Here is a 20,878-nt window from a genome sequence, read left to right as displayed (position 1 = left end):
TCTTTCAGCTTTGCAGGCGCATGCCGCAGGCGGCATCCACGCGGGCATCTGGCCCATCGATCACGGTGAAATCGACCGATACGACGGTTTTCCCCTCCACCTCTACCGCGAGGGTCCATGTGCCGACCAGCAGTTCATAGCCGTAGTCGAAGCGGTAGATGCGACCATACGTCTGACCACCGGCGGGCAAAGTGATCGAATAGGCCTGTTCGGTGATGCCATCGGGGCCCATGGGCGGATGTCGGGTGATCATCCGTGCCTTGACCGGGGTATCGCCCTCTACCTCGGTGCGGAATCCGAACCCCAGACCTGGCACGGCAGGCAGGCTGCGGCCCGGAAGATCGAAACTGATGCCCTGGATCCGACGCACGAAACCGGAGGGTGTGCCGGGTGCCTCGATGATCACGCCTTCCCGAAAGTCGGGGCAGGAGATGCCGACTTCCACCAGGCGAACCTGCGCGGCAAGCGGCGCCGCATTGAACAGGATCAGCAGGGCCGATGCCACCAGACCGGACAGGGGCCGCAATGGCCCCCGCCGGGCAATGAGGGTCAGCCGATGGCGCACGCCTTTACGTCCTCGTCGATGTGATCGACGTAATTCTCGAAGTTGGCAGCAAACATGTCCACCAGCTTTTGTGCCTGTGCGTCATAAGCGTCCTTGTCCGCCCATGTCCGGCGAGGGTCCAGCAACAGGTCTGCCACGCCTTCGCAATGCACCGGCACGTCGAAACCGAAGTTCGGATCGCGGCGGAACTTTCCCCGTGACAATGACCCCGACAGCGCGGCTGTCAGCAGCGCGCGGGTCGCCTTGATCGGCATTCGCGATCCGGTGCCATGAGCGCCGCCGGTCCAGCCGGTGTTGACCAGCCAGCAATCGGATCCGTGCTTGGCGATCTTGTCACGCAGCAGGTTGCCATAGACTTCGGGCCTGCGCGGCATGAAGGGCGCGCCGAAGCATGTTGAGAATGTCGGCTCGGGTTCGGTCACGCCACGCTCGGTTCCCGCGACCTTGGACGTGAAGCCGGACAGGAAGTGATACATCGCCTGGGCCGGTGTCAGTCGGGCGATCGGGGGCAAGACACCGAAGGCATCGCAGGTCAGCATGATGACATTTCCGGGGTTTCCGCCAAGCGCAGATGGCGATGCGTTGGAAATGTAATCCAGCGGATAGGCCGCTCGCATGTTCGCGGTGATGCTGTCGTCGTCGAAGTCCAGATCCAGAGTGTCGGGGTCGAACACCATGTTCTCGATCACGGTGCCGAACTTCGAGGTGGTGGCAAAGATTTCCGGCTCCGCATCGGGCGACAGGTTGATAGTCTTGGCATAGCAGCCGCCTTCGAAGTTGAAGATGCCGCGATCCGACCAGCCATGTTCGTCGTCACCGATCAGTATGCGGTCGGGTGCGGCGGACAGCGTTGTCTTGCCGGTGCCCGACAGGCCGAAGAAAATGGCCGACTCCGTGGGTTTGCCAGGCGCATGGTTGGCCGAGCAGTGCATCGGCATCACGCCTTTCTCGGGCAGGATGTAATTGAGCAGCGTGAACACGGATTTCTTGTTCTCGCCCGCGTATTCGGTGCCGGCGATCAGGATTTCCTTCGCGTCCAGGTTCATCGCGATGACCACATCGCTGCGGCACCCATGGCGCGCCGGATCGGCCTTGAAGGACGGGCAGTTGATGATGGTGTATTCAGGAACGAATTTCGCGAGTTGCTGCGCGTCGGGGCGGCGCAGCATATGGCGGATGAACAGGGAATGCCATGCAAGTTCAGTTACCACCCGCACATCGAGGCGATGGGCCGGATCGGCGCCGCCGAACAGATCCTGCACGAAATAGTCGCGGCCCTTCATATGGGCGAGCATGTCGGACTTGAGTGTTGCATAGGCCGCGGGCGTCATCGGCGCGTTGTTGTTCCACCAGACCGTACCTTCGGTGGCAGGGCTGCGAACGACATGCTTGTCCTTGGGGGAGCGGCCGGTGAACTTGCCGGTTGTCACCAGGAATGACCCGCCGTGACCCAGCGTGCCCTCCTTGCGGGTGATGGCCTGCTGGATGATCGCAGGCTCCAGCAAATTGTAATAGACGCGACCCAACCCTGTGATGCCTTGGGCTTCGAGCGTCTGCTCGGGGTTCACGCGGTGGGTCATCGTCATGCTCCTTTTGGCGGGGGCACGTCGGGTCGAACGATCTGTCGGCATCGACAGTCGCCCCGGCCTCCCCATGTGTTCTACGTATCATCGCGGCCGGTTATGGGGCAGGGGGTGTTAGCGCAAGCAGGGCCTCCCGCTAGCGCAATCATGTGTCCGATAGGAAACATCCCTTTAACCGCGCCTTAATTGCAGACAGGCCACAGTCAGCCGAGCGAATCATCCGGATGGCGATTTGTGTTGATCTTGAGGGGTCTTTTCGGGGACGATGAAAAAAAAAGCAGTATAACAGGCAATCAAAGGACATTGGCATGTCGCGGATCGCGCTCGTCGACGACGACAGGAACATCCTGACGTCGGTTTCAATGACTCTCGAAGCCGAAGGCTTTGAAGTCGAGACTTATAATGATGGACAGTCGGCGCTGGACGCCTTCACCAAGCAAATGCCGGATCTGGGTGTCTTCGACATCAAGATGCCGCGCATGGACGGGATGGACCTGTTGCAACGTGTGCGGCAGAAATCTTCGGTTCCGGTGATCTTTCTGACGTCCAAAGACGATGAGATCGACGAGGTTCTGGGCCTGCGGATGGGAGCGGACGATTACGTGCGCAAGCCGTTCAGTCAGCGTCTGCTGGTCGAACGTATCCGCGCGATCCTGCGCCGTCAGGAGGCGATCGCCTCGGACGACACGGAAACCCCCGAAGACACCCAGATCATGCAGCGTGGGGAGCTTTCGATGGACCCGCTGCGACATGCGGTGAAGTGGAAAGGTCGCGACGTCACCCTGACCGTCACGGAATTCCTTCTTCTGCAGGCGCTGGCCCAGCGACCGGGTTTCGTCAAGTCGCGCGATCAGTTGATGGACGTTGCCTATGACGATCAGGTTTATGTCGACGACCGCACGATCGACAGCCACATCAAGCGGTTGCGCAAGAAGATGCGGTCCGCCGACTCCGAGTTCTCGGCCATCGAGACGCTTTACGGTATTGGCTATCGCTACAACGAAGAATAGATCGGGTTAGAATGGCTTCCGTGACCGACATGGACATGGCTCCCGCGGCGCGTAAGCGTCGACGCTTCGGCCGCGACACTCCTGCCAAGGGCGGGGAAGTCTTGCTTGGCGAAGATTGGGATCGTCCAGAGGGGACAGTCGAACGTGAACTGAGCGCGGCCCGCGAACGTCGCGGCTTGTTCAGCCTCGACCGTTCCCCCTTGGCGCGAAAGATCATCCTGTTCAACCTGCTCGCCATTCTTATGTTGGTGGCAGGCGTTCTGTTCCTGAATCCGTCTCGCGACAGCCTTCTGGTGCAGCGCGAACAGGGTCTGGTGACCGAAGCGCGGCTGATCGCGGATATCTTTCAAGCGTCATTGCCGCAGGGTGCGCCCGTGTCGCTGGGGGCGGGCGACGGTATCGATGTTACCGATCTTCTGGAGCGGATCGACCTGCCGCGCGGGGTCGATGTACATGTTTTCGACACAAGCGGTGCATTGGTCGCGCAGGCCACCGGCGACAATGTCGTGGAAGAAGTCGATGGATTGAGCGTCGGCACCCGGAAAACGACGATCATCACCTCGGCCCTGAATGGGGTCTGGGAGATCGCGTCTTCGATTTTCAGCCGCGCCCCGGAGGAAGCCCCGCGTCCGCTCGACGTGGCGCAGGGCCTGATCGCCCAATCGGACGGTGGCACTGCGATCCGCGGCTATGATGGCGAGGATGGCAAGCTGTTCACCGTTGCCACGCCGATTCTGGCGGCGGGCAGGGAAATGGGAATGATCGCCATCACAACCCGGGCGGGTGAAATCGATGCGCTGGTCCGGGTCGAGCGGGAACAGCTTCTGCAGATGTTCGTGATCGCCCTACTGGTGTCCATAGGGCTGAGCCTCGTGCTGGCGTCGACCATCGCGAACCCATTGTCGGACCTGTCAGCCGCAGCGGAACTGGGCCGCGACAAACACGCGCGCAAGATGTCGCCGCAGCGTGTTCGTATCCCGGACCTTACGGCACGCCCCGACGAGATCGGTCGTTTGTCCGGCGCGCTGCGCGGTATGGTGGCGGCGCTTTATGATCGCATCGATAGCAACGAGCAATTCGCAGCCGATGTCGCGCATGAAATCAAAAACCCGCTGGCCAGCCTGCGGTCCGCCGTGGGTACGATGCGCCTGGCCAAGAATGACGATCAACGCGGCCGCCTGCTTGATGTGATCGAGCATGACGTGCGGCGACTGGATCGCCTTGTTTCCGACATCTCGAACGCGTCCCGCCTCGACTCCGAACTGGTCAAGGAGGAGGAGGAGCCGTTCGATCTGGTCAAGATGATCTCGAACCTCGCCGTCTACAATGCGCAGGAAGCGGAACTCGACAACATCGACTTCATCACTGACCTGCCGAAGGAACCCATCGTTATCATGGGGCTGGAGGCGCGCCTGGCGCAGGTTTTCGTCAACCTGATTACCAATGCGCTGTCTTTCTGCGAGGAGGGCGATGCCGTTCGCGTCTGGCTGCGCCGCCGGGAAAATCGTGTACTTGTCGTGGTCGAGGATACGGGGCCGGGAATTCCGGAGGCTGCACTGACGAAGGTGTTCAATCGCTTCTATTCGGAACGACCCGAGAAGCAGTTCGGCAATCACTCTGGTCTTGGTCTGGCGATTTCGAAGCAGATCGTCGAGGCACATGGCGGCGTCATCTGGGCCGAGAACATCCGACCGACCGACATGGATATGACGTCAGACCCGCTTGGCGCGCGTTTCGTTGTCGGCCTGCCGATCTGATCGATGGAGTAGGGTGTTGGCCCATCTGACCCCCTTCGCCGTCACGGACCTGACGATCACGGCCCAAAGCGCCGGGCTTTCCCGGTCAGATATGTCATTGCTGCATGAGCCCGCGACATGCCCTTTTCATCGACTCCCTTGCCGGACGGCAGATTATCGGTTCATGCAACGACGGTCGCTGTTGCGGATCGCGCCTTGTTGATAACCGGCCCGTCGGGCAGCGGAAAATCCGGGGTCGCGGCACAGATGATCGCGCTGGGCGCCGACCTGGTGACAGATGACCTGACTGTTCTGTCTCCAGGGATGAGGGACAGGGATGGCGACGGTTCATTGGCCGGGGGCGTCATTGCTGAAATGCCCGCCAGGGGGGTGGCAGCGATGGAGCTTCGGGGCCTGGGGATCGTGCCGATGACAGTAACGGGGCCGACGTCTCTGGCTGGGGTGCTGCTGCTGGAACCCATTCAGTCCCGCCTGCCGGAACCGGAAATGGTCCTTCTTTGCGGTGTGCAGATGCCGCTTCTGCGGCATCCGGCCACTGCTGACCTGGCCGCGAAACTGATACTTTGGCTGAAGACACGATAGAGTGTGGGGCGTGGGCCTGCCGTGCCCTAGTATTGCCATCACAATTGTCTATGTCAGGCCTGCGTATGCGAGAATGGAATGATATCGGCATCTGAGCCCATCGACCTGATCCTTGTCACCGGCCCGTCGGGTGCCGGTCGGACAACGGCGGTCCATGTGCTGGAGGATGCGGGGTTCGAAGTCATCGACAATCTGCCGCTGTCGTTAACGGCCCGACTGCTCGACGGTGGCACCGATCGGCCGCTGGCCCTTGGCATAGATATACGAAACCGCGATTTCAGTGTCGACGCGCTTCTGTCGCTGGCGGCGCGATTGCGGGCCGACCCGACCTATGCGGCGCGTCTGCTGTATCTGGATTGCGACGCAGCGACTTTGATTGCCCGGTTTTCCGAGACGCGCCGTCGTCACCCCCTTGCCCCGGAAGAGGATGCGGAAGTCGGCGTCACACGCGAGTTGTCGATCATCGACGCGGTCGCCGATCATGCAGATATCGTGATCGATACGACCGGAATGACAGTGCATGATCTCAAGGATGAAGTGTTGCGATGGTTTGGCCGGGACCAGCGCCGATTAGCGGTCTCGGTGCAGTCTTTCAGCTACAAGCGGGGCGTGCCACGGGGTCTGGACATGGTGTTCGACGTACGGTTTCTGGCGAACCCGCACTGGGTGCCGGAACTGCGCGGCGGCACGGGTCGCGATGCTCCGGTCCGCAAGTATGTGACGAGCGATCCGCGTTTCGCGGATTTCTATGAGCGCCTGTCCGGGCTGATCACGTCGCTTCTGCCGGCCTACCGGGATGAGGGGCGGGCGCATCTGGCGATCGGGTTGGGATGCACAGGCGGGCGGCACCGATCCGTTGCCGTAACGGAAATGCTGTCAGAGACCCTTGCCGAGCACGGATGGCAGGTGTCTAAACGGCATCGGGAATTGGATCGCCGCACTGCGGCGATCCCCAATGGTTCGGGGGATACGAACCACGGGGAAAGCGCCGCATGATCGGCATCGTCATCGTCGCCCATGGGGGCCTGGCCGAGGAATATCGGCGTGCCGTGGAACATGTCATGGGCCCGCAGCAAGGGGTGCGCGCGATTTCCGTCGCCGCGTCCTGCGACCGTAGCGGCAAGGAAAACGAGATTCGCGCGGCTGCCGATGCTGTCGATCAGGGGGACGGCGTTGTCGTCGTCACGGATATTTTCGGTGGATCGCCGTCGAACCTGTCGATGGGCGCCTGTGCGCCCCGCGACCGCAAAATCTTCTATGGGGCGAACCTGCCGGCGTTGATCAAGCTGGCGCGCAGCCGCGACAAGCCACTGTCCGAAGCACTGGCCTTGGCGAAAGCGGCGGGAACGCGTTACATGGACGTTGCAGAGGGTCCGGCGGTCTGATCCGGAAGGACATGGCCAGGGGATTGGATGCCGATTCGAACGTTTGAAATCGTGAACGAAAAGGGCTTGCATGCGCGGGCCTCGGCCAGGTTCGTGGAGACGGTTGAGGGGTTCGACGCCCGCGCATCGGTCAGTCGCGACGGAATGTCGGCGGGCGGCGACTCGATCATGGGCCTGCTGATGCTGGCCGCCGCGCGCGGCACGTCGATCGAGGTAGAGACGACAGGGCCGCAGGCCGACGCCCTGATGGAGGCATTGGCGGCGCTGGTCGCCGATTTCTTCGGGGAGGGAATGTGAGCGACGTTCCGTTACTGGGACGCATCGGGAACCCTGAGCAAGATCAGGTCCCGGAAGAGGATTACGTCCCATATGACGGTGGCAACCTGAGCTATGCCGGAACCTTCACCGATCCGTTCAAGGTGAATGTCATTCGCACGCTGGAATGGATGACCGGCAAGCTGCACCTGTTACGTCTGATCCGTCGGTTTGAGCGTGAAGGCGTTGAGACAGGGCAGGCTTTCTTCGCCCATGCGCTGCGGGTGATGAATATTCGCATCGACACCCCCGCCGAACAGATCTCCCGCATTCCCGCAACCGGGCCTTTGGTGGTAGTCGCGAACCACCCGCATGGTCTGGTCGACGGGATCGTGCTTGCAGACCTGATCGGGCGGGTGCGGACCGATTATCGCATTCTGACGCGCAGCTTGCTTACCGACGTGCCTGAAGTCTCCGATTTCATGATCCCGGTTCCGTTCCCGCATGAAGCCGACGCGCGTGAACGCAATCTGGAGATGCGCCGCCTTGCCATGGCGCACCTCTCGGATGGGGGCTGTATCGTGGTATTTCCGGCGGGAGCCGTCGCCGCGTCGGAAACGGCTTTTGGCCCGGCTATCGAGAAGCCGTGGAACCCTTTCACAGGCAAGATGATCCGGCGCAGCGGTGCAACGATCGTTCCGGTGTATTTCAGGGGACGGAATTCGCGGGCCTATCAGATTGCCAACCGAATTTCCGCAACGTTGCGGCAGGGTCTGCTGCTGCACGAGGTGGTGCATGCCCTTGGCAAGCCCCAGGTACCGGTCATCCGTACGCCGCTCCATCCCGATGACTGGGGCCCGATGGCAGGGAATGCCAGCGACTTCATGGACTGGCTGCGCGACCGGACGATCAAGGGATAGCGCAGCTCAGCGGGTGGGAACAGGGTCGCCTTCGCCGCGGTAATCATAGAAACCACGTTGTGTCTTGCGACCCAGCCATCCGGCCTCGACGTATTTGGTCAGAAGGGGGCAGGGCCGGTACTTGGTATCTGCCAGCCCGTCATGCAGCACGTTCATGATCGCAAGGCAGGTATCCAGACCGATGAAATCGGCCAGCTCCAGCGGCCCCATCGGATGATTTGCCCCCAGCTTGAGCGAGGTGTCGATTGAGGTCACCGTGCCGACGCCTTCATACAGGGTATAGACCGCTTCGTTAATCATCGGCATCAGGATGCGATTGACGATGAAAGCGGGAAAATCCTCGGCCGTGGCGGCGGTCTTTTCCAGCCGGTCCACGACGGACCGGCAGGCGTCGTACGTCGGCTCGTCCGTGGCGATGCCGCGGATCAGCTCGACCAGTTGCATGACCGGGACGGGGTTCATGAAATGGAAGCCCATGAACTTCTCGGGCCGGTCTGTTCGGCTGGCCAGTCGGGTGATCGAGATCGATGACGTGTTCGAAGTCAGAATCGTTTCGGGTTTCAGTGCGGGCAGCAACTCTGCAAAAATTGCATGTTTCACGTCTTCCCGTTCGGTTGCAGCTTCGATGATCAGATCGGACGGCCCAAGCTCAATCAGCGTCGAGGTCGTGCGAATGCGCTGCATGGCTGCATCACGGTCATTCTGAGCGATTTTTTCACGGCTGACCTGTCGGTCGAGATTCGTGCCGATTATCTTCACGGCCTCTTCCAGCGCATCGGCATTCACGTCTGTCAGGGTCACGTCATAGCCCGCCAGAGCGCAGACATGCGCGATCCCGTTGCCCATCTGGCCTGCCCCAACGATGCCGATGCTGGTGATGTCCATGCCGCTCTCCTGACCCCATGTGACGTGCCGGGACCATAGCAGCGGAACGGGGCGGGGCAAGGCAGGGCGGAATGCTGAAAATTATCAGTGAATGCAGGGTTCAACCTTTCGGTAAGCCTTGGATGCAACAGTTGCCTTCAGACGATGAAAGCGACGGAATCGGCATGAACTTCGATGGGCAAGACACGGGGGTGGACTATTACCCCTGCACATATGGCAAGTCCCGAACGATGTTCCGGGGCCCCAGGGTCAGTCTGGACGGGCCCTATACGGTCGTGATCGGCAGTTGCGAGGTCTATGGCCGATACGTCGAAGATCCGTTCACCGACCAGCTTGCGGAGCGAACCGGACGTCGGGTCGTCAATCTGGGCGTGATCAACGGTGGCATCGATACCTTCGTCAAGGACGAGGCGATCATGCAGATCATCGGCGGCGCAGAAACGGTCGTGATTCAGGCAATGGGGGCGCAGAATCTATCGAACCGATATTATACTGTGCATCCGCGTCGCAACGACCGCTTTCTGAAGCATTCGACGACAATGACGAACCTGTATCGCGACGTCGATTTCAGCGATTTCAGCTTCACGCGTCACATGCTTTCGTCTCTGCGCGAGGTGTCACAGAACCGGTTTCGAATTCTACAACTGGAACTGGAGATAGCTTGGGTTGCGCGCATGACGGTGCTGCTGTCGCGCATCAAAGGTAATCGCATTCTTCTGTGGATCGAGGATGAAACGGATCGCGGGCTGGGGGCCGAGCCGTTGTTCGTGACGGTAGATATGATGCAGCAGCTGGAGGCATCGCTGGACAAGATCGTACATTGCAACGTGACCGATGCCATGACCGAAGCGCAGACCGCACAGATGGTCGTTCCTCAAGCTGACCTTGCACGCGCCAATCAGTTCCTGACCCCTGCAGCCCATGAACGAGTTGCGGAAAATCTGGTCAGGGCCGTGCGTCGGGTCGATGGAATGGCGGCCTGATCGCCCAGAGACGGGGGCACAGGATATGCGAACAGACAAAATACGAAAGCACGGCCCCGCAGGTTTTACGGGACCGCGCGAGATCGACGAAATGGCGCGTTGTCAGAGCTTTTCGATCAATTCAGGCACAGCGGTGAACAGGTCGGCGACCAGACCGTAGTCCGCGACCTGAAAGATCGGCGCTTCCTCGTCCTTGTTGATGGCAACGATGATCTTCGAGTCTTTCATGCCAGCCAGGTGCTGGATCGCCCCGGAAATGCCGACTGCGATATACAGATCTGGAGCGACGACCTTGCCAGTCTGACCGACCTGCCAGTCGTTCGGCGCATAACCCGAGTCGACCGCGGCACGGGACGCACCGACAGCGGCGCCCAGCTTGTCGGCCAGTTTTTCGATCATCGCGAAGTCTTCTTCCGACCCGACGCCCCGGCCTCCCGACACGACGACCCCCGCAGAGGTGAGTTCAGGACGATCCGATGCTGCGACCTTGTCTTCGATCCATTCTGACAGGCCAGGGTCGGCGACGGCACCGATCGTCTCGACCGGCGCGCTGCCGCCATCGCCCGACAGATCGAACGTCGACGTGCGGATCGTCATCACCTTTGTGGCATCCGACGACTTGATTGTCTGGATGGCATTGCCAGCATAGATCGGTCGCTCGAATGTGTCGGCGTCGATCACCGCGGTCACGTCGGACAGGATCATGACATCCAGAAGAGCGGCAATGCGCGGCATCACGTTCTTGGCGTCGGTGGTCGAGGGCGCCAGGATGTGGCTGTAATCGCCTGCGAGCGACACAACCAGCCCGGCAGTCGGTTCGGCCAGCCGATGTCCCAGCGAGGCGTCTTCGGCGACCAGAACCCTGCTCACACCGTCCAGTTTCGCCGCCGCATCGCCGGCGGCAGCGGCGGATGCCCCGGCGCACAGAATCGTCACGTCGCCCAACTGCTTCGCCGCCGTCAGTGCCTTGGAAGTCGCATCGACGTTGAGTTCACCATTGGTCACTTCGCCAATCAGAAGAACAGCCATCAGACAGCCCCCGCTTCTTTGAGTTTTGCGACAAGCTCGTCGACCGAGGCGACCATTTCACCGGCCTTGCGAGCTTCGGGTTCGGTCGTCTTAATGATTTCCAGCCGGGGGGCAGCGTCGACGCCGTAATCAGCAGGGGTCTTTTCATCAAGCGGTTTTTTCTTGGCCTTCATGATGTTCGGCAGCGATGCATAGCGCGGCTCGTTCAAGCGCAGATCGACAGTAACGATTGCAGGCATCTTGACCTTGATGGTCTGAAGGCCGCCGTCAACTTCGCGGGTGACAGTCGCGTGGTCGCCATCGACCGACAAATCGGACGCGAAGGTGGCCTGCGACCAGCCCAGAAGGGCCGACAGCATCTGTCCGGTGGCATTCATGTCGTTGTCGATGGCCTGCTTGCCGGCGAGAACGAGGCCGGGGGCCTCCTCGTCGATCACAGCCTTGAGGATCTTGGCGACGGCCAGCGGCTCGATGTCTGTGTGAACATCATCGGCGGCAACGATCAGAATGGCGCGGTCGGCACCCATTGCCAGTGCGGTCCGCAGTGTTTCCTGGCTTTGTTTGACGCCGATGGAGACGGCAACGACTTCGGTCGCGGTTCCGGCCTCTTTCAGGCGGATCGCCTCTTCGACGGCAATCTCGTCAAAGGGGTTCATGGACATCTTGACGTTCGCAAGATCGACGCCCGAGCCATCGGCCCTGACGCGCACTTTGACGTTGTAATCGATGACCCGTTTGACGGGCACGAGGACTTTCATCGGTCGCTCCTCCTACAGATGTTTTCCGGGTGTTAACGGAACAATACTGCGGCGGACAGGGCGAAAGCGACAGGATGATGCCTTCTGACGCACCGTCGGACAGGTTATGCGGATGTCGAAGGGCAGAGCGATGCGGGTTCGGATCAGGCGGCGATGCCGTGGCGCTGCGCGAGACGGGACAGGATCGAACCGCGCGGCGGCACGCCGTCGTAATCTGCGGCCAGGCGGCTGCGGATGCGACGTCCGTAAAGATGGATCGATTGCGTATTGGGCGTGATATGTTCCCACGTCATCCGGGCCTTGCGGAAGAACCGACGGCGGTCTGCATAGCGCACGGGATATAGGACATCGCGTTCCAACGCGTGTTCGATTTCGCCGGTCGTCCGCAGGACATGCGTGATACCGGTCGGCCCCCAGACCGCCCATGGCATTTCGGTCACATGCATCGGGTCGCCGTCGCGGGCACGGCGGCAGGCGATGTCGAGCATGCGCGGCGGCAGCCAGGGCAGGACGGCGTATTCGTCACTGGTATAGGCGATCAGTTCGGCCAGAGCCGGGCTGTCCGCAGGCAGGGCAAGCACACCATTTGAGACGGACCCCTGATGATCGTCTTCCCACGAAAAATAATAACCGTCCTTGGGCGTGAAGGGCCGCAGACAATAGGCGTCGGTGTCCGCCCAGATGATACCGGGACGCTTGCGTAGCAGGTGATAACGAAAGCGGTCGGCAAAGGGTGCCGGACTGCCGGTACGGGGGTGCACGGTATAAGTGTCGGGGCGCGGCAGAATGTCGGCGGCATCGGCGATCAGCACGCCCTCGGGCACGCCTTCGATCTCTTCATAGCTGTAAAGCGTGATCTCGTGACCGATATCCACGAAGGACTTGAGGCAGAGACGTTCCACGAAAGACAGCGGCGCTCCCGTCCAGAAACTTGCCACGGGAGAGAGAGTTGCATCTGCCATCTTCGGGGTCTCCTGACCGTCTTGCCGTTGTTTCGAATGGCGAGACAACAAGGCAAGAAACGGGCATTCCCGAGAATTTATGATGATTTTTAGGAAAACCTGAGGCGGCGAAACTGGTCGCGTCGTCCCATCGTCAGGTCCGGTTTGCGCCCGGAACCCATAAAACGTCGGACTTGCCATCGTCGTTTGCGATCCGCGAGGCGACGAAAAACCAGTCGGATAACCGGTTCAGATACTTGATGGCCGCTTCGTTCACGTCGTCCCGCCCCGCCAATTCGACGCAAAGCCTTTCGGCTCTGCGGCAGACGGTGCGACACATGTGCAAATGTGCCGACAGGGCAGACCCGCCGGGCAGGACGAAACTTCGCAAGGGGTCCAGGACGTCGTTCATCGCGTCGATTTCCGCTTCCAGACGGTCGACCTGGGCCGGGGTCATGCGCAGCGGCGGATACTCAGCCCTGGCGTCGCCAGCCATGTCCGGGCGGCACAGATCCGCGCCCAGATCGAACATGTCGTTCTGGATCATGGCAAGACGGTCGTCCATCGCACCTGCGGCGTGCAGGCGCGCCATGCCGATGGTGCAATTCGCTTCGTCGACGGTGCCGTAAGCTTCGACGCGGACGTCGGTCTTGGACACGCGCGAGCCGTTGCCGAGGGCCGTGGTTCCAGTGTCGCCGGTGCGAGTGTAGATCTTGGACAGGACAACCATTGCGTCAGCCTTTCGAGCGCAGCCAGACGTATCCGACCAGTAACACCACTGCGACAAACTGAGCGAGGATGCGCAACTGCATGATCTTGTTAGCGTATTTCTGGTTGAATTCGCCGCCTTTGGCAAAACCGCCAATCCCGGTCATCAAGATTACCAGAACAAGCAGGCAGGCACCCACAACAACGTAGAATAGGGGATCGTCACGCATGGATGCTCCTTTTTGTTACATGGCCGTCGTTTGGTCCGCGCATCGTAATCTAGTCCGGAAATTCAGGAGTTCGAGACGATTCGGTCCGACATGCGCGTCGGCAGCGTGCGTTTCATAATCATGGCCAAGGTCGTTGGTGTGGTTACGCGATAGCGCGCGCGGGGGCGATCGGCTTCCAGTGCGCGGATCAGGACTTCGGTTACGGCAGACGCGGGCAATTCGAATCTGGCAGTCCCATCCTGATACAGATTGTCCATCAGGCGTTCGTAATCCGCCCGGCGGGACGAGGATTTCCAGTCGATCCAACGTTCGAACTGCAACCGCGCGTTGGCCCGGAACCGCGACGTGATCGGGCCGGGCTCGATCAGAATAACATCTATGCCGGTGCCGCGCATCTCGATTCGCAGGGTATCAGTCAGACCTTCGAGCGCGAATTTCGTTGCGTTATAGGCTCCGCGCCAAGGGGCGGCGGCAAAGCCAAGTACGCTGGAGTTCTGGACAATGCGACCCTGGCCTTGCGCGCGCATGACCGGAATCACCCGTCTTGTCAGGTCATGCCAACCGAAGAAATTGGCCTCGAAGGTGGTGCGCAGGGCATCCGTCGGCAGATCTTCGACCAGGCCTGGAATGGCATAAGCACCATTATTGAACAGGCCGTCCAGTCGTCCGCCGGTCGCGGTCAGGACCTTATCCAGACCCGCGGCGATGGTGTCGGGTGCTTCATAGTCGATCAGAGGAGAAACCAGGCCTTTGGCTTCCAATGCGGCGCAGTCGTCGGGTTTGCGACAGGCCGCAAAGACCTGCCAGCCGCGTTCGTGCAAGGTCAGCGCTGCATCGCGACCAATGCCGGAGGAACAGCCGGTGATAAGGACGGAGCGTGTCATCCGCCCGCGATATCAGTGGGGACCGCAAATGCAAGCGGACACGTAATCGCTTGCGTGTCCGTTTCGGAAACCGAAAGGCGTATTTACGCGGGTTCCAGGAAGCGAGCCGACATGTATCCGGTAAGACCGGTGGCAACGTCGCGGATCTCGACCCAGCCGTTTACCGGCTCGCCCAAAGGCTCTGCCAGTGTGCCACCGGCCAGACTGTCGATAACAGCATTCGACGTCGACGGGCCGGAGCGCATGTTGACACGTGTGCCGCTGACCTTGAGCAGGCCCTCGGGTGCGTCCGTAACAGTCGCAGCGGCAGTCTGAAGCGCGTCTGCTGGATCAGGCTGGTAGGGACGAACAAGACTGACCACCATGGGATCGCCGATTACCCGAGGGGCCGCTCCGAATGTTTCTGGGGCAGGGGCCGATGCGGCAATCGTGGCGGCGTCGGGAACGACAGTATCGGTTACTGCAGCGCGGGTCACGACGGCACTGGACGCAGGACCCGACCCGTCGTTGAGGATGACGGGGCGGTCGAATTGCGCATTCGATTGTGCTTCAGAGGTCACATTTCGAGTGCTGACCTCCGTCGTCAAAGTGTCGGAGGGGTCACCCCAAATGACGAAGCCGGCATAAAGCGCGACCGCCAAGCTAAAGGTAAGTTTAAACATTTTCGTTCCCCCAGACACTTCTCATTGTGTCTCATCAACGTCGCTAGCGTGGACGCGGTTCCGACTAACTCTAAATTAACACATGGCGCCCATTCGCCATAGGTTGGATTTTCCTGGCCGCAGTAGCCGCCATTGCTTGTGTGGCGGAGTCCTGCTGGATACATCATCCGGTATGAGTGACCCGAATGACACGAAAAGCCCGAACGGCCCGGATGGTGAGGTGGTGTCAGAACCCCTGAGCCTGGCGATTGGCGACCGCTATCTGACCTATGCGCTGTCGACGATCATGCACCGCGCACTGCCGGATGTCCGCGATGGCCTGAAGCCGGTGCATCGCCGCATTCTGTATGCGATGCGAGAGTTGCGGCTGGTATCGAACGGCGGCTTCCGCAAGTCGGCCAAGATTTCCGGCGATGTGATGGGCAACTACCACCCGCACGGCGATGCCGCGATTTATGATGCGATGGCGCGTTTGGCGCAGGATTTCAACGTCCGCTATCCGTTGGTCGACGGACAGGGGAACTTCGGCAACATCGACGGCGATAACCCTGCGGCCGCGCGATATACCGAGGCGCGAATGACTGCCGCCGCCGAGGCGCTGCTGGCCGGTCTGGACGAGAATGCCGTCGATTTTCGCGACAATTACGATGGGACGCTTCAGGAACCTGTTGTTCTGCCTGCCGCCTATCCGAACCTGTTGGCCAATGGCTCTGCGGGTATCGCCGTGGGCATGGCGACGAACATCCCTCCGCACAATCTGGACGAGTTGATCGCGGCCTGTCTGCATCTGATCAAGTCGCCCAATGCCCGTGACGAGACTCTGCTGGATCATATTCCCGGCCCGGATTTCCCGACCGGTGGTATTATCGTAGAACCGCGCGAGAACATTCTGGAAGCCTATCGCACCGGGCGCGGCGCGTTCCGTCTGAGGGCGCGGCACGAGATCGAAGAGCTGGGCAAGGGCCAGTGGCAGATCATCGTCACCGAGATTCCCTATCAGGTGCAGAAGGGCAAGCTGATCGAGAAGCTGGCCGAACTGGTGACCACCAAGAAGGTCCCTATCCTCGGCGACATCCGGGATGAAAGTGCCGAGGACATCCGCATTGTGCTGGAACCGAAGTCGCGCAACGTCGACCCGGACGTGCTGATGTCCACGCTCTACCGCAATTCGGAGCTGGAAACGCGTTTCTCGCTGAATATGAACGTGCTGATTGACGGGGTGACGCCGCGGGTCTGCGGTTTGCGCGACGTGTTGCAGGCGTTTCTGGATCATCGTCGCGACGTGCTGCTGCGCCGCTCTCGGCACCGCATGGACAAGATCGACCATCGGCTTGAGGTGTTGGAAGGCTTCATCGTCGCCTATCTGAACCTTGACCGGGTGATCGACATCATCCGCTATGACGACGCCCCGAAAGAGGCGCTGATGTTCGAGCCATGGGGGGCGGGATACGTCCGTGCCAAGGACGAGGCGGATTACGTTTCGCCTTTGCCGTCCCAGGCCCAGGCATCGCTGACGGATATTCAGTCCGAAGCGATCCTGAACATGCGCCTGCGGGCCTTGCGGCGTCTGGAAGAAATGGCGCTGCTGAAGGAGCGCGATGCCCTCATGGAGGAACGTGCGGGGCTTCAGGATCTGCTGGATTCGGAGGATATCCAATGGAAAACCATTGCCGAGGAATTGCGCGACGTCCGCAAACAGTTCGGCAAATCAACGGAACTCGGTCGTCGCCGCTCGGACTTCGCCGAGGCGGTCGAAGTGGCCGAAGTGCCGCTGGAAGCCATGATCGAGCGGGAGCCGGTGACCGTCGTCTGCTCCAGAATGGGCTGGGTGCGCGCGTTGTCGGGGCATGTCGCGCTGGATAAGGAATTGAAATTCAAGGACGGCGACGGCCCGGCCTTCATGTTTCACGCGGAAACCACTGACAAGCTGTTGATCTGGGGCAGCGACGGGCGGGCCTTTACCCTGCTTGCGAATTCGCTGCCCGGCGGTCGGGGCATGGGGGAGCCGCTGCGCCTGATGATCGACCTGCCGAACGAGACTGCGATTGTCGATATCCTGTTGCACAACCCGGATCGAAAACTGCTTCTGGCTTCAAGTGCGGGTGACGGGTTCGTCGTCCCCGAGACGGAGATGGTGGCCATGCGGCGCGCGGGCAAGCAGGTATTGAACGTCAAGCCGGGGGTGGCCGCGCTGCGCCCTGTGATGGCCGAAGGCGACCACGTCGCCTGCATTGGCGATAACCGCAAGATGCTGGTTTTCCCGCTGGCCGACCTGCCCGAAATGCCACGCGGCAAGGGGGTTCGCCTTCAGAAGTTCAAGGACGGCGGCCTGAGCGATGTCCGGGTTATCACACTGGCGGATGGGCTGTCCTGGGCAGATCCTGCCGGGCGCACACGGCACGAGGCGGACCTGTCCGAATGGCTGGGTGCGCGTGCGCAGGCCGGTCGCATGGCGCCGCGGGGGTTCCCCCGCGACAACCGTTTCGGCTGACGGGTGGTCGCCACAACCCGTTTGACCGGCGATATGGCCGGGACACGCAGCGATCTTCTGTCGCTTGTCCTGAAGACAACGACCCTGACGGTGCTTACTCTGGGCATCTACAGCTTCTGGGCGCGGACCCGCATCCGCCGCTGGCTCTGGTCGTCGTTGCAGGTGGACGGGATACCGTTCGAATACGCGGGCCGGCCGCTGGAAAAGCTGATGGGCTTCGTCATCGCCGCCGTTATCGTCGCGATCTACCTGGGTCTGGTGGTGATGGTACTGATTTTTACCTCCCTCAACCTGTTCGGAGGGGTGGGTCCCGGCACTGCAGCGGCTTTCGCGCTGTTGCTGCCTGTCTACTGGTTCGCCAAATATCGCGGGCAGCGATATCTGCTGAACCATACCCGGTGGCGCGGCATCGCGTTTTCGATGGCGCCGGGGGCCTGGGGCTATCTCTTGCGCGCGACCTGCTGGACGATTGCGACGGTCCTGACGGCTGGTATCTTGCTGCCGCTCCGGGCGCATCGGCTTTGGCAATATCGGGTGGAGCGAACGTATTACGGCGACGATCATTTCCGGTTCGACACGAAGGCCGGCGATTTGTATCCGCATTTCGGATTCGTCCTGATCGGGCTGTTCGGGTCGTTGCTCTCCGGCGTCTATGGTTTCATGCGCGACGAAAGCGCGCTGGTCGGCCTGCTGATCTTCGTGCCGCTGCTGTTGTTCGGCTGGGTCTATTGGCGAGTTGCCTCATTCCGCATCCTGGCGTCAGGGCTGCGCTTCGGCGGCGCGATGGATCTGACCGTTGCACCCCGAACCGGGGCAGTGATCGGGATCCACCTGCTGGGCTGGATTCTGATGGGTTTGCTGTTTCTGGCGGTTGCCGCGGTGCTGGCCTTCGCCTTCGGCTTTTTCGCGGTCGGCGCGCAGGCGAACGTCGATCTGGAGGTGCTGGAAAACCTCTCGCCCTATCTTCTGGCAGTCGGCGGTATCCTGTTCTACCTGACGTTCTTCGTCCTTCGCGGGGCCCTGCGGATCGCGATGGTCACCTTTCCGTTGTTCCGGCATGTCGCGCGCACACTCTCCGTTTCCAATGCGGTCGAGGTCAACGCCGTGTGCCGGGGCGAGGCATCGCATATGGCGGATGCCGATGGCTTCGCGAACCTGTTCGACTTCGGGTCCGGCGTATGACGCGCGAAGCCACACCTCCCGAGATACAGCCCGTCTGGGGCGATTATTTCGACGGTCTGCGCGCGTTGCGGCAACGGGTGCGTCTGACAGTCGAAGACACCTATCGTGGTCGGGTTCTGGTGATCGAACCGCCCGAGGGAAAGGTCCGGCATTGGTCAGCGCAGCATATCCGTCGCCTGCCAGACCAGGCCCCCGGTAAGACGGTGTTGGGTCTTTCACTCGATGATCCGACGCGCGTGGTCCTGTCGGTCGAAGCGGCGGAAACGCTTCTGCCGATCATCGGTTCATCGGTTCGCGGGCGTCTGGCTGCCCCGCCGCTCTGGCCGCGGGCGCTGATCGTGTTCATGGCCGGAGCCGTGACACTCGCGGCCCTGATCTTCATGGTCTTGCCCGCGCTTGCCGGCTCCCTGGCCCGCTTCATGAACCCCGAGGCCGAAGTGGCCATGGGCCGCGAGCACTACGAACTGACGCGCAGGATGTTCGGCGGTGAGGCGGGGATGCCGCTTCGCGAATGTGACGACCCTGCCGGTCGCGCGGCGCTGGCCATTCTTGTCGCGCGGGTGTCCGACGGCGTGGATCTGCCGTACGATATCAAGGTCCAGATTCTGGACGACAGCGCCAGTCCGGTCCTGAATGCCTATGCGGTCGCGGGAGGCCGGATCACCTTTTTCGACAGTTTGATTCAGACGGCCCGGACCCCCGAAGAGGTCGCGGCCGTTTTTGCGCATGAACTGGGCCATGTCGTCTATTCCGATCCGGTACGGCACACCCTTCAGTCCGCCAGCTCACAGGCGGTTCTGGCGGTTCTGGTGGGCGATCTTTCCGGTGGCGGGGTCCTGACTGCGACCTTCGGCAATGCCCTGGTGGCCAGCTATTCGCGCGGAGCCGAGATGCGGGCCGATGACTTCGCCGTCGCGCAGTTGACGGCCGCGGGTCTGCCGCCTTCCGCCATGGGTAGCTTTTTTGAACGGGCGCGCGCCACTTGGGGCGAAGCCGAAGGTCTGGGCGCGTATTTTTCCAGCCATCCGCGATTGACCTCCCGGATCGAGGCCTCTCTCGGCGTCGGCGACCCGCCGATCGGCCAGCCCGCCCTGACGCCGAAGGACTGGGCCGCGTTGCAGTCGATCTGCCGATGATCGGGGCGGTAATCGTGCCCGTTGCCGCGCCTTTCACGGCCTCCTGCCGGTGATTGTAGCCGGATTGGCATGCTTGCCATGCGGGTTCACCGTGTCTACCACCGGCAGGACCATAAAAGGGGGGATACAGGATGACGCGCATGATGAACCGCCGCACCTTCGGGAGCCTCGGCCTCGCCGCGACGGCGGGCCTGTCCGGCTGCGCTGTGCCCGACCCAGTGGACGAAGACTTGCCCGATATGGGCAATTTCGAATTGGCCTATTCCGTGGTGGTGTCGGAAAATGCCAAGAAGGTCCCCCCGTCGCGCGATGCAACGCCCGAACTGCTGAAAGCGACCATGACCTCCGAGATCGAGCGTCGGTTCGGGCAGTACAAAGGCGGCAAAGGCTTCGTCGTGGCCGTGGCGATCGACGGATATGCCCTTGCCCCTCCGGGCATTCCGATCGTTCTGACACCCAAGTCGATCATGGTCGTATCCGCCAACCTCTGGACCGCGGACCCGCAGGAGAAGATCGCCGGTCCCGAACAGCTCACGACCTTCGAAGGGGCCGATACGTTCCTTCTGGGCTCCGGTTTGCAGAAGACGGCGGATGAACAACTGACGACGCTGTCACGCAACATGGTCAAGAAAATCCAGTCCTGGCTTTTGCGCAATCCGACGTGGTTCGATCTGCCTGCCTGAGCACCGCGGACGGCCTGTCGGGCTTGCCAACCGAGCCCCGTGCAGCTAGACGGCGCGCGATGCAATTCCGGGGGTCGTGCGCGGCCTCCTTTCAAGTCAGGGGCCCATCATGGCGAAGGCAAAGTTCGAACGCAACAAACCGCATGTGAACATCGGTACGATCGGTCACGTTGACCATGGCAAGACGACGCTGACGGCGGCGATCACGAAGTATTTCGGCGACTTCAAGGCCTACGACCAGATCGACGG

At 61.3% G+C, this 20,878-nt stretch carries 23 protein-coding genes; 13 read left to right on the top strand and 10 right to left on the bottom strand.

Annotated features, from left to right (window positions below; all coding sequences use genetic code 11):
• Positions 1–4: 4 nt before the first annotated feature.
• Both AC13C2_RS01725 and AC13C2_RS01720 read right to left on the bottom strand, forming a co-directional pair.
• A complete protein-coding gene (locus AC13C2_RS01725) occupies positions 5–565 on the bottom strand; it encodes a DUF3859 domain-containing protein (RefSeq protein WP_482885751.1) in 561 nt (186 codons plus the stop codon).
• A complete protein-coding gene (locus AC13C2_RS01720; protein ID WP_482885750.1) occupies positions 550–2,151 on the bottom strand; it encodes a phosphoenolpyruvate carboxykinase in 1,602 nt (533 codons plus the stop codon). The genes AC13C2_RS01725 and AC13C2_RS01720 overlap by 16 nt, the downstream gene beginning before the upstream one ends.
• Before the next feature lie 305 nt (positions 2,152–2,456).
• Here AC13C2_RS01720 and AC13C2_RS01715 point away from each other — a divergent pair, with 305 nt between their 5' ends.
• From AC13C2_RS01715 to AC13C2_RS01685, 7 genes are all read left to right on the top strand, one after another.
• On the top strand, positions 2,457–3,158 hold the full coding sequence (locus tag AC13C2_RS01715; protein ID WP_482885749.1) for a response regulator transcription factor: 702 nt from the start codon (positions 2,457–2,459) through the stop codon (positions 3,156–3,158).
• An 11-nt stretch (positions 3,159–3,169) separates the two neighbouring features.
• Positions 3,170–4,915 (top strand): sensor histidine kinase, encoded by a 1,746-nt coding sequence (locus AC13C2_RS01710; protein WP_482885748.1) that lies wholly within the window; start codon positions 3,170–3,172, stop codon positions 4,913–4,915.
• Between the two features lie 117 nt (positions 4,916–5,032).
• Entirely contained in the window at positions 5,033–5,497 is a 465-nt protein-coding gene (locus AC13C2_RS01705) for an HPr kinase/phosphorylase (RefSeq protein ID WP_482885747.1), read from the top strand.
• Positions 5,498–5,575: 78 nt separating this feature from the next.
• The gene (gene rapZ, locus AC13C2_RS01700; RefSeq protein ID WP_092760977.1) at positions 5,576–6,493 is read left to right on the top strand and encodes an RNase adapter RapZ; all 918 of its coding nucleotides are present in this window, start codon (positions 5,576–5,578) and stop codon (positions 6,491–6,493) included.
• The gene (locus AC13C2_RS01695; RefSeq protein ID WP_092760979.1) at positions 6,490–6,882 is read left to right on the top strand and encodes a PTS sugar transporter subunit IIA; all 393 of its coding nucleotides are present in this window, start codon (positions 6,490–6,492) and stop codon (positions 6,880–6,882) included. Before rapZ ends, AC13C2_RS01695 begins: the two co-directional genes overlap by 4 nt.
• A gap of 27 nt (positions 6,883–6,909) precedes the next feature.
• Entirely contained in the window at positions 6,910–7,179 is a 270-nt protein-coding gene (locus tag AC13C2_RS01690; RefSeq protein ID WP_092760981.1) for an HPr family phosphocarrier protein, read from the top strand.
• 14 nt (positions 7,180–7,193) lie between these two features.
• Positions 7,194–8,057 carry a lysophospholipid acyltransferase family protein gene (locus AC13C2_RS01685; RefSeq protein ID WP_092761307.1) on the top strand — a complete coding sequence of 288 codons (864 nt, stop codon included), beginning with the start codon at positions 7,194–7,196 and terminating at the stop codon, positions 8,055–8,057.
• 6 nt (positions 8,058–8,063) lie between these two features.
• Here the strand turns inward: AC13C2_RS01685 and AC13C2_RS01680 are convergent, their stop codons facing one another.
• Positions 8,064–8,942, bottom strand: coding sequence for a 3-hydroxybutyryl-CoA dehydrogenase (locus AC13C2_RS01680; RefSeq protein ID WP_339644716.1), 879 nt, complete (start codon positions 8,940–8,942; stop codon positions 8,064–8,066).
• Between the two features lie 71 nt (positions 8,943–9,013).
• On the opposite strand from AC13C2_RS01680, the gene AC13C2_RS01675 reads away from it, so the two are divergent.
• Complete coding sequence (locus tag AC13C2_RS01675) at positions 9,014–9,925, top strand: DUF6473 family protein (RefSeq protein ID WP_482885746.1); 912 nt, start codon at positions 9,014–9,016, stop codon at positions 9,923–9,925.
• A 102-nt stretch (positions 9,926–10,027) separates the two neighbouring features.
• Here AC13C2_RS01675 and AC13C2_RS01670 read toward each other — a convergent pair whose 3' ends face one another.
• From AC13C2_RS01670 to AC13C2_RS01640, 7 genes are all read right to left on the bottom strand, one after another.
• Positions 10,028–10,954, bottom strand: a complete 927-nt coding sequence (locus tag AC13C2_RS01670) for an electron transfer flavoprotein subunit alpha/FixB family protein (protein ID WP_482885745.1) — start codon at positions 10,952–10,954, stop codon at positions 10,028–10,030.
• On the bottom strand, positions 10,954–11,712 hold the full coding sequence (locus AC13C2_RS01665) for an electron transfer flavoprotein subunit beta/FixA family protein (protein ID WP_092760988.1): 759 nt from the start codon (positions 11,710–11,712) through the stop codon (positions 10,954–10,956). Before AC13C2_RS01665 ends, AC13C2_RS01670 begins: the two co-directional genes overlap by 1 nt.
• Before the next feature lie 143 nt (positions 11,713–11,855).
• Entirely contained in the window at positions 11,856–12,674 is an 819-nt protein-coding gene (locus AC13C2_RS01660; RefSeq protein ID WP_092760990.1) for a hypothetical protein, read from the bottom strand.
• A gap of 133 nt (positions 12,675–12,807) precedes the next feature.
• Positions 12,808–13,383, bottom strand: coding sequence for a cob(I)yrinic acid a,c-diamide adenosyltransferase (locus AC13C2_RS01655; RefSeq protein WP_092760992.1), 576 nt, complete (start codon positions 13,381–13,383; stop codon positions 12,808–12,810).
• Positions 13,384–13,387: 4 nt separating this feature from the next.
• Positions 13,388–13,591: a twin transmembrane helix small protein gene (locus AC13C2_RS01650; RefSeq protein WP_092760994.1), complete on the bottom strand. Its 204-nt coding sequence runs from the start codon at positions 13,589–13,591 to the stop codon at positions 13,388–13,390.
• Between the two features lie 62 nt (positions 13,592–13,653).
• The gene (locus tag AC13C2_RS01645; RefSeq protein WP_339644734.1) at positions 13,654–14,475 is read right to left on the bottom strand and encodes an SDR family NAD(P)-dependent oxidoreductase; all 822 of its coding nucleotides are present in this window, start codon (positions 14,473–14,475) and stop codon (positions 13,654–13,656) included.
• Between the two features lie 83 nt (positions 14,476–14,558).
• The gene (locus AC13C2_RS01640; protein ID WP_482885744.1) at positions 14,559–15,137 is read right to left on the bottom strand and encodes an SH3 domain-containing protein; all 579 of its coding nucleotides are present in this window, start codon (positions 15,135–15,137) and stop codon (positions 14,559–14,561) included.
• A gap of 172 nt (positions 15,138–15,309) precedes the next feature.
• Between AC13C2_RS01640 and AC13C2_RS01635 the strand changes: the two genes are divergently transcribed.
• The 5 genes from AC13C2_RS01635 to AC13C2_RS01615 form a co-directional block, all read left to right on the top strand.
• Positions 15,310–17,628 carry a DNA topoisomerase IV subunit A gene (locus AC13C2_RS01635; protein WP_482885743.1) on the top strand — a complete coding sequence of 773 codons (2,319 nt, stop codon included), beginning with the start codon at positions 15,310–15,312 and terminating at the stop codon, positions 17,626–17,628.
• A 33-nt stretch (positions 17,629–17,661) separates the two neighbouring features.
• Complete coding sequence (locus tag AC13C2_RS01630) at positions 17,662–18,810, top strand: DUF898 family protein (protein WP_482885742.1); 1,149 nt, start codon at positions 17,662–17,664, stop codon at positions 18,808–18,810.
• A complete protein-coding gene (locus tag AC13C2_RS01625) occupies positions 18,807–19,946 on the top strand; it encodes a M48 family metallopeptidase (protein WP_482885741.1) in 1,140 nt (379 codons plus the stop codon). Before AC13C2_RS01630 ends, AC13C2_RS01625 begins: the two co-directional genes overlap by 4 nt.
• Positions 19,947–20,086: 140 nt before the next feature.
• Positions 20,087–20,629 carry a hypothetical protein gene (locus tag AC13C2_RS01620; RefSeq protein ID WP_092761006.1) on the top strand — a complete coding sequence of 181 codons (543 nt, stop codon included), beginning with the start codon at positions 20,087–20,089 and terminating at the stop codon, positions 20,627–20,629.
• Between the two features lie 109 nt (positions 20,630–20,738).
• Positions 20,739–20,878 (top strand): GTP-binding protein (locus tag AC13C2_RS01615; RefSeq protein ID WP_305249296.1); only part of this gene is annotated, 140 nt, incomplete at its 3' end.

This window comes from Jannaschia sp. L-14R (assembly GCF_056857695.1).
This window is presented reverse-complemented; position numbering and strand designations above follow the sequence as displayed.

Bases quoted from the DNA above. Each gene is read 5' to 3' on its own strand.
- AC13C2_RS01720 (WP_482885750.1), bottom strand. From the start codon at position 2,151: ATGACGATGACCCACCGCGTGAACCCCGAGCAGACGCTCGAAGCCCAA.
- AC13C2_RS01715 (WP_482885749.1), top strand. From the start codon at position 2,457: ATGTCGCGGATCGCGCTCGTCGACGACGACAGGAACATCCTGACGTCG.
- AC13C2_RS01710 (WP_482885748.1), top strand. From the start codon at position 3,170: ATGGCTTCCGTGACCGACATGGACATGGCTCCCGCGGCGCGTAAGCGT.
- AC13C2_RS01705 (WP_482885747.1), top strand. From the start codon at position 5,033: ATGCCCTTTTCATCGACTCCCTTGCCGGACGGCAGATTATCGGTTCAT.
- rapZ (WP_092760977.1), top strand. From the start codon at position 5,576: ATGATATCGGCATCTGAGCCCATCGACCTGATCCTTGTCACCGGCCCG.
- AC13C2_RS01695 (WP_092760979.1), top strand. From the start codon at position 6,490: ATGATCGGCATCGTCATCGTCGCCCATGGGGGCCTGGCCGAGGAATAT.
- AC13C2_RS01690 (WP_092760981.1), top strand. From the start codon at position 6,910: ATGCCGATTCGAACGTTTGAAATCGTGAACGAAAAGGGCTTGCATGCG.
- AC13C2_RS01680 (WP_339644716.1), bottom strand. From the start codon at position 8,942: ATGGACATCACCAGCATCGGCATCGTTGGGGCAGGCCAGATGGGCAAC.
- AC13C2_RS01675 (WP_482885746.1), top strand. From the start codon at position 9,014: ATGCTGAAAATTATCAGTGAATGCAGGGTTCAACCTTTCGGTAAGCCT.
- AC13C2_RS01670 (WP_482885745.1), bottom strand. From the start codon at position 10,954: ATGGCTGTTCTTCTGATTGGCGAAGTGACCAATGGTGAACTCAACGTC.
- AC13C2_RS01665 (WP_092760988.1), bottom strand. From the start codon at position 11,712: ATGAAAGTCCTCGTGCCCGTCAAACGGGTCATCGATTACAACGTCAAA.
- AC13C2_RS01660 (WP_092760990.1), bottom strand. From the start codon at position 12,674: ATGGCAGATGCAACTCTCTCTCCCGTGGCAAGTTTCTGGACGGGAGCG.
- AC13C2_RS01655 (WP_092760992.1), bottom strand. From the start codon at position 13,383: ATGGTTGTCCTGTCCAAGATCTACACTCGCACCGGCGACACTGGAACC.
- AC13C2_RS01650 (WP_092760994.1), bottom strand. From the start codon at position 13,591: ATGCGTGACGATCCCCTATTCTACGTTGTTGTGGGTGCCTGCCTGCTT.
- AC13C2_RS01645 (WP_339644734.1), bottom strand. From the start codon at position 14,475: ATGACACGCTCCGTCCTTATCACCGGCTGTTCCTCCGGCATTGGTCGC.
- AC13C2_RS01640 (WP_482885744.1), bottom strand. From the start codon at position 15,137: ATGTTTAAACTTACCTTTAGCTTGGCGGTCGCGCTTTATGCCGGCTTC.
- AC13C2_RS01635 (WP_482885743.1), top strand. From the start codon at position 15,310: ATGAGTGACCCGAATGACACGAAAAGCCCGAACGGCCCGGATGGTGAG.
- AC13C2_RS01630 (WP_482885742.1), top strand. From the start codon at position 17,662: ATGGCCGGGACACGCAGCGATCTTCTGTCGCTTGTCCTGAAGACAACG.
- AC13C2_RS01625 (WP_482885741.1), top strand. From the start codon at position 18,807: ATGACGCGCGAAGCCACACCTCCCGAGATACAGCCCGTCTGGGGCGAT.
- AC13C2_RS01620 (WP_092761006.1), top strand. From the start codon at position 20,087: ATGATGAACCGCCGCACCTTCGGGAGCCTCGGCCTCGCCGCGACGGCG.